The following is a 13,101-nucleotide window of genomic DNA, read 5'->3' on the forward strand; positions in this document are numbered from 1 at the left end:
TTCAAAGGGGATGCGGGTCCGGGCCGCCAGCAGCGGGGTCCTGGATGGTTACGTGTCGATGGTGGACATGTTCGGGTAGCGGGCACCGGCCGTTGCCCCTGCGGGCGCCAGTTGGTCCAGCAACTGGAGGTCCTCCACACCAAGTTCGACGTCCACGGCGCCAAGGTTTTCGCGCAACCGTTCCCGTTTCTTCGTGCCGGGGATCGGGACCACGTGCTCGCCCTGCGCCAGCAGCCAGGCGAGCGCAAGCTGGCCCGGTGTACAGCCCTTCCGGTCGGCCAGCTCCTTGACCCGGTCCACCAGCTCCAGGTTGCGGGTGAAGTTTTCGCCCTGGAAGCGCGGGGAGTGTTTGCGGAAGTCGTCCTCGGCAAAGTCATCCACGCTGCGGATCTGCCCCGTGAGGAAGCCGCGGCCCAACGGGCTGTAGGGGACGAAACCGATGCCGAGCTCCGCGAGCACGGGAAAGACCTTGGTCTCCGGCTCACGCTCCCACAGTGAATACTCGGTTTGCAGTGCCGTGATGGGGTGCACCGCGTGGGCCCGGCGGATGGTCTCTGCCGACGCTTCGGACAAGCCCAGGTGCCGGACCTTTCCGGCCTGGACCAGTTCCGCCATGGCGCCCACCGTGTCCTCGATGGGAACGGTCTTGTCCACCCGGTGCTGGTAATAGAGGTCGATGTGGTCCACCCCCAGCCGCTGGAGGCTGGCATCGCATGCTGCCCGGACGTATTCGGGGCGGCCGTTGATGCCCACCCACGAGCCGTCCTCGCGGCGCTCATTGCCGAATTTGGTGGCCAGCACAACACTTTCGCGGCGCCCGGCGATGGCACGGCCCACCAGCTTTTCGTTGGTGAAGGGGCCGTACATGTCGGCGGTGTCCAGCAGCGACCCGCCGGCGTCCAGGAACTCGTGGATGGTGGCGATCGATTCCTGCTCGTCGCCGTCGCCGTAGAACTCGCTCATGCCCATGCAGCCAAGGCCCAGGGCGGAAACTGTCAGTTGTCCAATGGTGCGTGTTTTCATGCCGTTCTCCTCAAGGTGGAACTTGCTTGGGAACCGGCCAGCCGGCGTTCTTGGAGGCCGGTTGGTGCAGCGAAGGCCACTATAGGCACTTCCCCTGTGAATACTCCGGTAAACAAGAGGCTTCCTACCCCTAGACCGGTTAGGGGGCCGTGCCTAGACTGGGCGAATCCCCACCCGGGAACCGGTATCTGACCACGCCAAGGATCAGTAAGCACCAACGGGCCAGGGCTGTTTCCCCGAGGGGTGTCCCACCTACCCAGATCATGGCCGTCCCACCGGACGCCTGACTATAGGAGTGATAGATGACAGGGAACAAAGCCGTTGCCTACAAAGAAGCGGGCAAGGTAGAAGTAATCGACATTGACTACCCAACGTTCGAGCTCAAGGACGGGCCAGGGGTCAACCCCGCGAACGTGGGACGCCCGGTGAACCACGGGGTGATCCTGAAGACGGTGGCCACCAACATCTGCGGCTCGGACCAGCACATGGTCCGCGGCCGCACCACGGCCCCGCCCAATCTGGTGCTCGGCCATGAAATCACTGGCGAAGTGGTGGAAGTGGGCCGGGACGTCGAGTTCATCAAGGTGGGCGACCTGTGCTCGGTGCCGTTCAACATCGCCTGCGGCCGCTGCCGGAACTGCAAGGAACGCAAAACCGGCATCTGCCTGAACGTGAACCCGGACCGCCCGGGCAGCGCCTACGGCTACGTGGACATGGGCGGCTGGGTGGGCGGCCAGGCCAACTACGTCCTGGTGCCCTACGCGGACTGGAACCTGCTGAAGTTCCCGGACAAGGACCGTGCCATGGAGAAAATCATGGACCTGGCCATGCTCTCGGACATCTTCCCCACCGGGTTCCATGGTGCAACCACGGCCGGGGTGGGCGTTGGCTCCACCGTGTACATCGCCGGCGCTGGTCCAGTGGGCCTCGCAGCGGCCACCAGCGCACACCTGCTGGGCGCCGCCGTCGTGATTGTGGGCGACATGAACGAGGGCCGGCTGGCACAGGCGCGCAGCTTCGGCTGCGAAACCGTGGACCTCACCCAGGGCGAGCCGAAGGACCAGATCGAACAGATCCTGGGCGTGCCGGAAGTCGACTGCGCCGTTGACGCGGTGGGCTTCGAAGCCCGCGGCCATGGCAAGGGCGCGCAGGAAGCACCTGCAACCGTGCTGAACACCCTGATGGACATCACGGCGGCGGGCGGTGCGCTGGGCATTCCCGGCCTGTACGTCACGGGCGATCCGGGCGGCATCGACGAGGCAGCCAAGAAGGGCTCCCTGAGCCTGAGCCTCGGCACCGGCTGGGCGAAGTCGCTGAGCTTCACCACGGGCCAGTGCCCGGTGATGAAGTACAACCGTCAGCTGATGATGGCCATCCTGAATGACAAGGTCAACATCGCCAAGAACGTCAACGCGAAGGCGATCCCGCTGGAGGATGCACCCAGGGGCTACGCAGAGTTCGACGCCGGCGCAGCCACCAAGTACGTCCTCAATCCGAACGGCTACTTGAGCTGATCCGGCGGTAGTGCCTTCAGGGAACACCGCTTGCGGAAATAGGTGCTGCCCGTGCAGGGTTAGGCTTTGCACGGGCAGCACCACCCGCAAACAAAGGAGTTCCCTTGAGCGACATCACCATCCGCCACAGCCCCGAGCGCGAGCGCTTCGAGCTCCTGGACGCCGGCAACGTCATTGGCAAGGCGGCGTACAAGGAGTACGACGGCGGGGAGTCGCCGCAGCGGATTTTCTACCACACGGTGGTCAACGAGGAATACGGCGGGCAGGGACTGGCCGGCCGCCTGGCCACGGCTGCCCTGGACAGCACCGTGGAGTCGGGCATCGCCGTCGTTCCCGTGTGCCCGTTCATCAAGAAGTTCCTGGCCAAGCACCCTGAATACCTGGGCAGCGTGGCTGCGGTTACCCCGGCGCACCTGGAGTTCCTGGAGACAGCGCTCGCTGCCCGCACCCGCGGATAGCCGGATTTCGGCGCGCAAAGCCGCAATCGACGCGCATCTTCCCTGGCGCGCCCACAATTTGGTGCGCGCAGAGTAACTGGCGCGTCGACATGGATTTCGCCCGTCGCTGAGGATTCCTCTGGGTCTCAGCAAGGTGGCGCGGAACACCTGCAGGCCTTCAGGAAGCTCCCAACCTCCGGTGATTTAATCGGCAACGTCAGCGCGGCTCATGGCCGCGCTGACGTTGTTTGTATTTATCGAGGCGGGACAGGAGCCCTTGTATGTCCGAGCACCCCTTGGTGCCCACACCAGGCCGCGATGCTCCGCCGCCCGCACCGCGCAAACCCGGTCCCGGCAAGCCCGGTTCCAGCAAGGCCCAGGGCAACCGACGGCTGCTGATCCTGGCGCTCATCGTGGTCCTGGTGATCGTCGGCACCATCACCCTGGCGGTGGTCCGGTCGGAACCGCGGTCGGGTGCAGTGCTCCCCACCCCGCCGGCCGTGCCCGCGGCGCCGGTGGCGGCAGCCCCGCCCTCGTTGCAGGACAGCGTGGACAACATCCTCAGTGAAGCGGACGAATACAGGATCGGGCTGGCGCTCGCCGACGTGTCCGGCGGCGCAGAACGGACATTCGGGGATCAAAGCACCTTCACGGCAGCCAGCACGGCGAAGATCCTGACCGCCGCCGCCTTTTACCACCTGGTGGAGGAAGGGCAGGCCAGCCTGGACGCACCCATGGGCGACTACGACGCCGCTTTCCAGCTCAAGGCCATGGTCAATGACAGCAACAACGATTCCTGGCTGCTGCTGATGGACGCCGTGGGTTACCCGCAGCTGATCGCCTACGCGGACTCCATCGGTGTCACGTATGACCCCGAACAAAACCTCCTCACCGCCGCGGACATGGCGTTGATCCTGAAGAAGCTGTACGCGGGGGAGCTGCTGGACAAGGACAACACGGACCAGTTGCTGAGCTACATGCAGGACACCAATGACGAAGACCTCATTCCCGCTGGTTCACGGGCGGGAGTGGACGTCCACCACAAGTACGGGGAGGTGTCCGGCGAACTGCATGACGCAGCCCTGCTCAGTTACGGCGGGTCCACATTCGCGCTGGTGATCTACACGGAGAACCCGGACGGCGTGGCGGATGAGGACCAGGCGGAGGTCATCCGCGACCTGACCCGGGCAGTGGAGGACGCGCTGTTCCCGGTGGGCCTGGCCGGCAAGTAGCGAACGCCACACCGCGCCGGGAGGCCGCCGAGTCGTCCCCGGCGGGCGCTGTGGGCCAGACTGTTACCGTGAGCAACAAACCCCGGACTGCCCTGGCCGTCGCCGGCCTCAGCCTGGGTACGGCACTGAACCCGCTCAATTCGTCCATGATCGCTGTCGCCCTGGTGGTGCTGCGCGCGGACTTCGGGCTCGACGTTGCTGCCGTTACCTGGGTTATTACCTCCTTCTACCTGGCCTCCGCCGCCGGCCAGCCGGTCATGGGCAGGCTGGCAGACCGGTTCGGCCCGCGCCGGATGTTCATGCTGGGCATGGCGCTGGTGGCTATCACGTGTGCCCTGGCTCCGCTGGCCCCGAACTTCGCGCTGCTCTGCGTCGCGCGGGCGGTCATGGCGCTGGGCACCGCCACGGCCTATCCCAGCGCCGTGGTGATGGTGGGGGCGCTGGCCCACGAGGCAAAGGTTGATACGGCACGTCCGCTGGGCCGGCTGCAAATGGCCAACACGTCCGCAGCCGCGGTGGGTCCGGTCGTCGGCGGCCTGCTGGTGGGCTTCGTGGGCTGGGAATCGCTGTTCCTCATCAACGTTCCGCTGGCACTGGCAGCGCTGCTGATCGTGCGGAAGGCCGCGCCACCCGACAAGGTCCGGGAGCACGGCAGCGTGGCAGAGCTGGTGCGGGACTCGGACGTTCCCGGCATCGCTGGCTTCATCGGTGCCCTGCTGCTGGTCATGATGGCGGCACTGAACGTGGCGCCGGACTATCGCTGGCTGATGCTGGCCGCCGGAACCGTCCTCGCGGCACTGTTTGCCTGGCGGGAGTTGCGCTTTGCCAAGCCGTTCCTGGACCTGCGGCTGCTGGGCCGGAACCGGCCTTTGATGCTGATCTACCTGGCCTTCGCCGTGTTCAGCAGCGTCTACTACTTTGTCTTCTTCGGCCTGCCCCAGCTGCTGCAGGAAGCCGGCGGCTACGATCCCGGCGTCGTGGGCCTGCTGATGTTGCCGCTGGCGGGCATGTCCGTGATCGCCACCCCGTGGGCCGTCTCCGCGATGGGAAGGTTCGGGGTTCGGCGGGTGCTGCTGGCCGGCGTCGTCCTTTTGACCGTGGTGGCGGCGCTGATGTGGCTGCTGACCGGGACACTGGCGATCCCGTTCGTGGTGGTCCTGACCGCGCTGATGGGCGTGCCCTACGGCACCGTGAGCATCGCCTCCAACCAGGGCATGTTCCTATCCACCCGGCCCCAGGACCGCGGCGTCGCTGCCGGCATCTACCAGACCTGCCGCTACGTGGGCGCGATTACCGCCACGGTGATGATCGGCGTGTTCGCCGCCGGCGGGGTGCACCAGGAGAGTTGGATGCGAATGGTGCTGGCCATGCTGGTGCTCTGCGCCCTGACGTTCGGGATCTCCGTGTTCTGGCGGCAGCAGAAGGCGTAGCCCTATCCCTGGGAAGGGGCCGGGGCCCCTAGGAAGCGCCCGGGGGAGGGTGCCATGCTGGGATGCTTCTATATTCGTCAAGCAGCGGCTGGATTCCATCCGAGGAGTCCCAACGCGCAGGGGAAGGACCGGAACGTGCGCCCAGCACCCCGTGCATCCTGTGGAGCTAGGCTTGGGCTTCGAGCAGTCAAAGGAACTGCGGCCAAACAATAGGGGGACGGGCTTGGGAAGCGGGCAGCATGAAGGCATTGGTTTCCGTGAGGTGAGCAATGGGGACGGTACGGTACCGGCGACCATGACCGCGGCAGCGGCCGAAGAGATCGGGCCTTCGCCCCGGACAAAAAATCCTTTCATCATCATCCTGTGGGCGTTGTCAGGAGTATTGATCCTGGGCGGATTGTTGGCACTTCTGAATGGCTCTTTGGAGGTGAGCATGACCCAGCGGGTCAGTATGGCCGACATCCTCTTCACCTTCGCACCGCAAAGTGTCTTCATCGGCGTCACTACCGTTATCGCACTCATGTTCTGGCACGCTTGGCGGTGGCAACGAGGACAAGGTTAGTGGGGCCTGGCCTCTAGATATCGGCAGGTGATCAAGCAGCCCTGCGCGGGGGAAACCAGGCTCGCATTCCAAAGTATTCAGATCGAACACGGCGAGGGCAGACCGACCACGAGGCGAAGTTCCTTGCTCAATAACAATCCCGAAATGCCAAGAAAAGGGACGAAATCCCTCTTGACTTAAGGTGTTCTACCGATAGGCTTTTATCACTTCGCAGGACAAACCCTTCAAAGGGCTCCGATATAGGTCTCATTTTTTGACGGAGAAGTCTTACGGACAAAAACTCATTGCCATATCGGTGAACAACCCTGGGGGGAATCACGAGAAATGCAATCACGCGCGGCGCTGCCATAGTCACGATTATAGGAGGGTCCGCGTTCTCCGGTATGGCAGTCGCCAGCGCCGCTTCGCCTTCCCCTGATGTGGTAGGGGTTCTCCAAACCGAAAGATTCAGGGCCGAGCGCAATTGTCAGGATCGGTACCAGCAGTTGCTCAACAATTACGCGGTGATCGTCACGCCCTGTACCCATGTGGGCGGTGCCTTCGGAGAGTATTACCTGCAGTTCCGGATGACGTAGCCCGAGGAGGATCCATGGTTGGGGGCCGCCTGCCGCGTGGCTCCCAACTTGGCTTCTGTCAGCCCTTTCCGCGGCTAGGGGAGTGGAGAACTTGGGCCAGTCCGATGTGCGACAAACCCGCGGACAGTCCCAGGTAAACCTAGATTTCTCGTCCATTGGGGGCTAAGATCTATTTACTAAATAGGGGGAGAAATGCTAAGTCGAATTAACCTTTTGCCTGTTTGGGCGAAGATTCTATGTCTTTCCTGCCTTGCATGTGGCGTCATCTTTATTATAGTCACATTGGTGGCGCTTGGTCGCGGTTCGGAGGTTACTGAATTACTTTTTAATCTACTGCTGATCGCCGCTTTCGTTGGGCTTGCAGCTGCGGTCGCTTCGAAGGCTAAGCCGCCGGCTTCAAGTCGAGACGGACACAACTCAGGAAAGCGGCGAGGACCCCTTTTCTTTTAGACCTTTAGCAGATCTAAGAGACTCCCTGCCGCGGGCATCCCGCTGCAGGTAAGGATTCCTGTGCGGCATTTAGGGTTCGATAGATTTGCCGCGTTATGTAGCGCTTGAGGCTTCGGATGATTTCCTTCTTAGTTCTGCCTTGGCTTGTTCGCTTCGTCACGTAACCTCTGGTGGCAGGGTCCCGGTTCATTCTGATGAGGGCGATAGTGTAGATCGCTTTGTTGAGTTGGCGGTCGCCGCTGCGGTTTAGTCGGAATCGTGTGGTGCCGCCTGATGAGGCCGGGACCGGGCAGGTGCCGGCAAGAGCTGCGAATGCGGCTTCGGAGCGCACTCTTCCGGTGTGTGACCAGGCTGTGAGGATGATTGCGGCCAGGACCGGACCAACGCCGTAGACATCGAGGAGACACGGCTGGACTTGCTTCACAAGGATCTCAAGTTCTGCGTGATTCCTGGTCATTTGCTCCTGCAGTGTGAGGATCTGCTTTGCGAGGCGTATTGCTTCGCGGCGGCAGGTTTGGACTCCGAATTCTTCGTCTCTTTCCCGCCATCCTGCGATGGTACGGGTCTGGGTGACGGTCAATGGTTTCCGGGCGTCCATGCCGAGGTCTACGACGCGTAGGAGAGCCGTGAGTGCGTTGATGGCTGCGGTGCGTTCTCGTGCCATGGTGCGGCGTGCGTTGGAGAGGATCCGTAGTGCCATGTGGTTCTGCCCGGACCGGGGTTCTCGGAGGCGGTCCATAGGTATGCTCAGCGTCCCTCGTGCTGCCCGCGCTGCGTCGATGGAATCGGATTTTCCCTGATATCTCCCGAGCCGTTGGTTCGGGACGGGCGCTTCGGTGACTTGAAATCCGGCGTCTGTGGCCTGCTGCCGGAGTTTGGCACCGTACGAACCCGTTCCCTCCATAGAGAGTAGAACCTGTCCAGGAGAAGCTTCGGTGCGGCGCAGGACCCAGGACAGTGCGCGACTGCCTGCGGCTGCGGTGGCCGGGAATGTTTCGTTCGCGACTTCTCCACCGCTGCCGGTTTCGATGATGGCGAATGTATGCGTTTTGGCGTGGGTATCGATGCCGACGACGAAACCGAAGTGCTCTGCCACAATCATCTTTTCCTCCTGAGTTCCGAGAATGGAAACGCGTCGGTGGGTTACGGCGTGGCAGGTCTGTAATGGGCCACACCCGGTGCACGGGTGGGCATGCTTCTAATCAGGCCAGCGCTGTAGACACAACCGATGCTGGGCCCGGCCAGGGCGGACATATCCAAGAAAGCGCACTCCGAAATACTGAGCTCGGAGGCAAACCCATGGGTGAGTCACACCCCAGCCCGGCCACAGCACCAGCCTGCCAGCCGCTCACTGAGCAACCGGGTAAAGACTTACAGCCCATGGGAAACATGATGACTCTTGGCAACGCCGAAACCTCGGTCCAGGCGTACGTCAGTGAACCGGCCGGGACGCCCAAGGGCGGGCTGGTGGTGGTCCACGAAGTGTGGGGCCTGGTGGGGCACACCAGGGACGTGGCAGACCGTTTTGCTGCGGAAGGCTACCTGGCGGTCGCCCCGGACCTGCTGTCCGGAGCCGGGGGTGTGCCGGATCTCAGCGGGGAACTGCAGGAGGCCGCCTTTGATCCCCAACAACGCAGCAATGCCCAGCCGCGCCTGCGCAAGCACATGGCGCCCATCCGTTCCCCTGAGTACGCCAAGCACGCCGTCGCTGCGCTGCACGTGTGTTTCGACCACCTGGAAGGCGTGGCCGGACTGACCGGCCGCGTCGCCGCAACGGGCTTCTGCCTGGGTGGGACGTACACGTTCTCGTTGGCCGTTGCCGAACCCCGGCTGCGCGCCGCCGTCCCCTTCTACGGGCACGCCGAATTCAAGGACGCAGAGCTGCGCGCGATCAACTGCCCCGTCCTGGCCTTTTACGGGCAGCAGGATGCAGCCCTCATGGAGGAGCTGCCCGGGCTGAAAGTACGGATGCGGGCAGCCGGGGTGGACTTCGAAGCGGTGGTGTACCCGGGCGCCGGCCACGCCTTCTTCAACGACACCAACAAATACACCTACAACGCGGAAGCCGCCGCCGACTCCTGGACCCGCACGCTCGCTTTCCTGGAGCGGAGCCTGGAGGAGTAGGAGCGGCGGCTGCTTGCGCTGACGCCCGGCCACGAGCCCTACCAGCAGGGTTTGCCGAAACCCGGATCAGTGGCAGTGGTGTGCCTCACGGTCGTATTGGACCTTGTCACCTGTCTGGTGGGAGTCCTCCCGTTCCCAGCACTGCCGGCTACCGTCCGTGGTCTGCTCCCGGTAGTGCTGGCCCCTCTCGATGAGCTGCCCGTCCCGTACGAGTGTGTGCGAGTGCGTCTGGGTCCTGATGGCGGTGAGAACAGTTCCGCCGTTGGTGGCGGTCAGGGTGTCCGTGTAGTTGCTGGCGGACGAGGTGGACTGGATGCCGCTGCGGGTCGAAACCTGGTGGGTGAGCGCGGTCCCAGTGCGGCAGTCCTGGTAGCTGCCGTAGACCGTGCACTCGTTGAACTTGGTGACGTCCGCGCCGTTGCTGCCCGCGGCCTGCGCGGGGGCTGCGAAGGCCGCAGCGCCAAGGGCCAGGGCGGCGCCGATGAGGGTGGTACGTTTCGTGAACATGGCCATGTGTCCTGCCGGGGTAAGGGAGCACGTGCCCTGTGCCCCGATGGTGCAGCGGAAACAGGCCCCCAGCCGCTCCTGGCCCCAACGGCCAGCCGCCCCTTAACTGTGGGTGCCGCCCGCTCCCGGCCGTAGGGCCATTGGTCCCATGAGGGAGCCGGTGCGGCTTAGGAGCGGCGGAGCCACCCCGGGCCGCTGGGAGCAAAAACCTTTGGGCCGCCGTCGTACTCCTTTCAACCAGTCAGCCGGACTGGTTTGGGGTTGGCGTGACGCGGACCCGGGCTATCCGCAGCCGGTCCATGCTGAGGACCGTCAGGACGTAGCCGGGGATCTGGACCCTGTCGCCTGCAGTGGGGAGGCGGCCCAGTCGGTCCATCATGAACCCGGCCACTGTCTCGTAGTGGCCCTCCGGCAGGGCAATGCCGGACGCCGCGGTGAACTCCTGGAGGATCAGGCCCCCGTCCACGTCGATGGTGCCGTTGGCCATGCTGACGCGGTCCTCATGCTCTGCGCCGGTGTCGTACTCGTCGTAAATTTCGCCGACCAGTTCCTCCACCAGGTCTTCGAGCGTCACCACGCCGTCCGTGCCGCCGTATTCGTCCACCACCAGCACGATGTGCTGGTTCGTCCTGCGCATCCGGGACAGCGACGGCAGTACCCGGTTGGTCCCCGGCATGGCAAGGATCTCCCGGACGATGTCGCGCACCGGCGCCTGGTCCTGCACTTCGCCGCCCGGCATCAAATCGCGGATGTGCACAAAGCCCAGGACGTCGTCGGGACTGCTGCCAATGACCGGGAATCGGGAATAGGGGCCGTCGCGTACCATTTTGCGGGCATCGGCGATGGTCATGGCGCCGTCGATGAAGATGACCTCCGTGCGGGGACGCATCACCTCCTGCAGGGTGCGGTCTCCGGCACCGAACACGTCGGCCAGGATGCGCCGGCTGCTCTCTTCGAGCATTTCGTTCTCTGCCACCATGTCCCACAGTTCCTCGGAAGTGATGCCCGGCCGCTTGGCGCGTGGGTCCCCGCCGAAGAGCCGGACGGCGGCGTCGGTGGAGACGGACAGGAGCCAGATGGCGGGCCGCATGATCCTTGAAAGGCTGATGAGCGGCGGGGCCAGGACCCTGGTGAAGGCGACGGGGCTTTGCAGCGCCAGCCGTTTGGGCGCCAGTTCGCCCAGCACCAGGGACAGGTAGGCCACCAGCAGGGTCATGCCGATGAAGGACACGGGCCCGGCCGCCGCACCCAGTCCCAGGGCTTCCAGGAGGGGGACGACGCCGGGTGCGATCGCCGAGGCGCCGTAGGCTGCCGAGAAGAACCCGGACAGGGTCACCCCGATCTGGACCGTGGAGAGGAACCGGTTGGGGTTGCGGGCCAGGGCTGCTGTCCGGGCCCCGGTGTCGCCCGACTTTTCGATGCGGCGCACCTGGCTTTCGCGCAGGGACACCAGGGCCATCTCCGCCGCGGCGAATACCCCGCCCAGCAACACGAAACCGAGAACCAACGCGATATTGACCAGGGCACCGCTGTCCATGACACGACCTTACCGAGCTACGGGCCCGGTGGCGCGTGCCTGTTGCCGTGCTGCTCAGGAAACGGCAGGGCGGGGCCGAAGCCGAAGTGCCTGCATCCCTCCGTCCACTGCCAGGTCAACTCCGGTGGTGGACCCGGAGAGCGGGCTGGCAAGGTAGACCACAGCTCCCGCGACTTCCTCCGGGGAGACCAGCCGGCCGTGCGGCTGGCGTGCTTCCAGCGCCGCCCGTTCCGCGGCGGGATCCGGTGCGCTGGCGAGGAGCCGTCCGATCCACGGAGTGTCCGCAGTCCCCGGGTTCACGCAGTTGACCCGGATGCCCTCCTGCAGGTGGTCGGCGGCCATGGCCAGGGTGAGTGACAACACGGCCCCCTTGGTTGCGCTGTAGAGGGCCCGCTGGGGGAGCCCGGCGGTGGCTGCAACAGAGCAGGTGTTGACGATCGCCGCGTGGCTGGACCGGCGCAGGTGCGGCAGGGCAGCCCTTGACACGCGGGCCATGCCCAGCACGTTAATGTCGAACACCCGGTGCCACTCGTCGTCGTCGTTGTCCTCGATGGTGCCCTGGGCACCCACCCCGGCATTGTTGGCCACGACGTCGATCCCGCCAAGCTGCTCCGCAGCCTCTTCGATGGCCCGGCGGACGGAGGCGTCGTCGGAGACGTCGCAGTGGATGGCTTTGACTCCCGCCGGTGCGTGGTCAGGGTTAAGGTCCAGTACCGCGACCTCAGCCCCGCGCTCCTGGAGCAGTTTGGCTGTGGCGGCCCCGATCCCCGACGCTCCGCCGGTGACGATTGCCTTGATTCCCGCAAACTCCATTGTTTGGTCCTTTCGTGATTAGCCCTGGAAGAATTCCTGGCGCTGGCGGCCCAGTCCAGCCACTTCAAGTTCGACGACGTCCCCAGCCTTTAGGTAAGGGAAACGTCCGGACAGGGCCACTCCCTCCGGGGTGCCGGTGCAGATGAGGTCCCCCGGCTCCAGGACCAGGAACTGGCTGAGGTCATAGATCACCTGCTCCACGCCGAAGATCAGGTCGCGGGTGGAGGAGTCCTGGCGGATTTCGCCGTTCACCCAGCTGCGAAGCCGCAGGTCGCGGGCATCCACCTCGTCGGGGGTCACCAGGTAAGGGCCCGTGGGGCAAAAACCCGCGCAGCTCTTTCCCTTGGACCACTGGCCGCCGGATACCTCCAGCTGGAACGTCCGCTCCGACAGGTCGTTGACGGTGACGAAGCCCGCGATGTAGTCGAGGGCCTGGGAGGGGGAGTCCAGGTAGGAGGCGCGCCGCCCGATGACCACGCCAAGTTCCACTTCCCAGTCGGTCTTGGTGGAACCGCGTGGAATGGCCACCGCATCGAACGGCCCGGCCACGGTGTTGGGGGCCTTGTGGAAGATGATGGGGACCGAAGGGGGTGCGGAGCCGGACTCCGCGGCGTGGGCTGCGTAGTTCATGCCCACACAGATCACCGAGGACGGCCTGGCGATCGGGGCACCGATCCGGGCTCCGTCAACGGCGAGTTCCGCCAGTTCACCGGCGGCCAGTGCTGCTGCCGCCCGTCCTGGCCCATCGGATTCCCAGAAGTCGGCGTCGATGTCGCGCGTCACGCGCTCCAGGGAGTAGTACTTCTTGTCGTGGAGCACGGCAGGGGTTTCCTTGCCGGTGGCACCTATGCGCGCAAATTGCATTCGTTTCTTCTTTTCTCGGTAGTACGTGATTGT

12 protein-coding genes are annotated in these 13,101 nt (G+C 64.5%); 6 read left to right on the forward strand and 6 right to left on the reverse strand.

Annotation, left to right across the window (positions count from 1 at the left end):
• Positions 1–48: 48 nt before the first annotated feature.
• Positions 49–1,023 (reverse strand): aldo/keto reductase, encoded by a 975-nt coding sequence (locus tag LFT49_RS05115; RefSeq protein WP_236801268.1) that lies wholly within the window; start codon positions 1,021–1,023, stop codon positions 49–51.
• A gap of 302 nt (positions 1,024–1,325) precedes the next feature.
• Between LFT49_RS05115 and fdhA the strand changes: the two genes are divergently transcribed.
• The 5 genes from fdhA to LFT49_RS05140 all read left to right on the forward strand — a co-directional run bounded on the left by fdhA (position 1,326) and on the right by LFT49_RS05140 (position 6,198).
• Positions 1,326–2,537: a formaldehyde dehydrogenase, glutathione-independent gene (fdhA, locus tag LFT49_RS05120; protein ID WP_236801269.1), complete on the forward strand. Its 1,212-nt coding sequence runs from the start codon at positions 1,326–1,328 to the stop codon at positions 2,535–2,537.
• Between the two features lie 104 nt (positions 2,538–2,641).
• Entirely contained in the window at positions 2,642–2,995 is a 354-nt protein-coding gene (locus tag LFT49_RS05125; protein ID WP_237429935.1) for a GNAT family N-acetyltransferase, read from the forward strand.
• Between the two features lie 260 nt (positions 2,996–3,255).
• The gene (locus tag LFT49_RS05130; RefSeq protein WP_236801271.1) at positions 3,256–4,206 is read left to right on the forward strand and encodes a serine hydrolase; all 951 of its coding nucleotides are present in this window, start codon (positions 3,256–3,258) and stop codon (positions 4,204–4,206) included.
• Positions 4,207–4,274: 68 nt separating this feature from the next.
• Positions 4,275–5,636 carry an MFS transporter gene (locus LFT49_RS05135; protein WP_236801272.1) on the forward strand — a complete coding sequence of 454 codons (1,362 nt, stop codon included), beginning with the start codon at positions 4,275–4,277 and terminating at the stop codon, positions 5,634–5,636.
• Positions 5,637–5,808: 172 nt separating this feature from the next.
• Positions 5,809–6,198 (forward strand): hypothetical protein, encoded by a 390-nt coding sequence (locus LFT49_RS05140; RefSeq protein ID WP_141160440.1) that lies wholly within the window; start codon positions 5,809–5,811, stop codon positions 6,196–6,198.
• Positions 6,199–7,236: 1,038 nt separating this feature from the next.
• On the opposite strand, the gene LFT49_RS05145 is transcribed toward LFT49_RS05140, so the two are convergent.
• On the reverse strand, positions 7,237–8,325 hold the full coding sequence (locus LFT49_RS05145; protein ID WP_141160439.1) for an IS110 family transposase: 1,089 nt from the start codon (positions 8,323–8,325) through the stop codon (positions 7,237–7,239).
• Between the two features lie 278 nt (positions 8,326–8,603).
• On the opposite strand from LFT49_RS05145, the gene LFT49_RS05150 reads away from it, so the two are divergent.
• Positions 8,604–9,347, forward strand: a complete 744-nt coding sequence (locus tag LFT49_RS05150; protein WP_237429936.1) for a dienelactone hydrolase family protein — start codon at positions 8,604–8,606, stop codon at positions 9,345–9,347.
• 66 nt (positions 9,348–9,413) lie between these two features.
• On the opposite strand, the gene LFT49_RS05155 is transcribed toward LFT49_RS05150, so the two are convergent.
• From LFT49_RS05155 to LFT49_RS05170, 4 genes are all read right to left on the reverse strand, one after another.
• On the reverse strand, positions 9,414–9,854 hold the full coding sequence (locus tag LFT49_RS05155; protein ID WP_236801274.1) for a hypothetical protein: 441 nt from the start codon (positions 9,852–9,854) through the stop codon (positions 9,414–9,416).
• A gap of 241 nt (positions 9,855–10,095) precedes the next feature.
• Positions 10,096–11,391 carry a hemolysin family protein gene (locus LFT49_RS05160; RefSeq protein ID WP_236801275.1) on the reverse strand — a complete coding sequence of 432 codons (1,296 nt, stop codon included), beginning with the start codon at positions 11,389–11,391 and terminating at the stop codon, positions 10,096–10,098.
• A 54-nt stretch (positions 11,392–11,445) separates the two neighbouring features.
• Positions 11,446–12,204: an SDR family NAD(P)-dependent oxidoreductase gene (locus LFT49_RS05165; protein ID WP_236801276.1), complete on the reverse strand. Its 759-nt coding sequence runs from the start codon at positions 12,202–12,204 to the stop codon at positions 11,446–11,448.
• 18 nt (positions 12,205–12,222) lie between these two features.
• Positions 12,223–13,068 (reverse strand): fumarylacetoacetate hydrolase family protein, encoded by an 846-nt coding sequence (locus LFT49_RS05170; protein ID WP_236801277.1) that lies wholly within the window; start codon positions 13,066–13,068, stop codon positions 12,223–12,225.
• Positions 13,069–13,101 lie beyond the last annotated feature (33 nt).

The organism is Arthrobacter sp. FW306-06-A, from assembly GCF_021870055.1.
In the GTDB taxonomy this organism is placed as follows: Bacteria; Actinomycetota; Actinomycetes; order Actinomycetales; family Micrococcaceae; genus Arthrobacter.

Excerpts from the sequence above, each read along its gene's own strand:
- LFT49_RS05115 (WP_236801268.1), bottom strand. The coding sequence starts at position 1,023 with ATGAAAACACGCACCATTGGACAACTGACAGTTTCCGCCCTGGGCCTT.
- fdhA (WP_236801269.1), top strand. The coding sequence starts at position 1,326 with ATGACAGGGAACAAAGCCGTTGCCTACAAAGAAGCGGGCAAGGTAGAA.
- LFT49_RS05130 (WP_236801271.1), top strand. The coding sequence starts at position 3,256 with ATGTCCGAGCACCCCTTGGTGCCCACACCAGGCCGCGATGCTCCGCCG.
- LFT49_RS05145 (WP_141160439.1), bottom strand. The coding sequence starts at position 8,325 with ATGATTGTGGCAGAGCACTTCGGTTTCGTCGTCGGCATCGATACCCAC.
- LFT49_RS05150 (WP_237429936.1), top strand. The coding sequence starts at position 8,604 with ATGGGAAACATGATGACTCTTGGCAACGCCGAAACCTCGGTCCAGGCG.
- LFT49_RS05155 (WP_236801274.1), bottom strand. The coding sequence starts at position 9,854 with ATGTTCACGAAACGTACCACCCTCATCGGCGCCGCCCTGGCCCTTGGC.
- LFT49_RS05160 (WP_236801275.1), bottom strand. The coding sequence starts at position 11,391 with ATGGACAGCGGTGCCCTGGTCAATATCGCGTTGGTTCTCGGTTTCGTG.
- LFT49_RS05165 (WP_236801276.1), bottom strand. The coding sequence starts at position 12,204 with ATGGAGTTTGCGGGAATCAAGGCAATCGTCACCGGCGGAGCGTCGGGG.
- LFT49_RS05170 (WP_236801277.1), bottom strand. The coding sequence starts at position 13,068 with ATGCAATTTGCGCGCATAGGTGCCACCGGCAAGGAAACCCCTGCCGTG.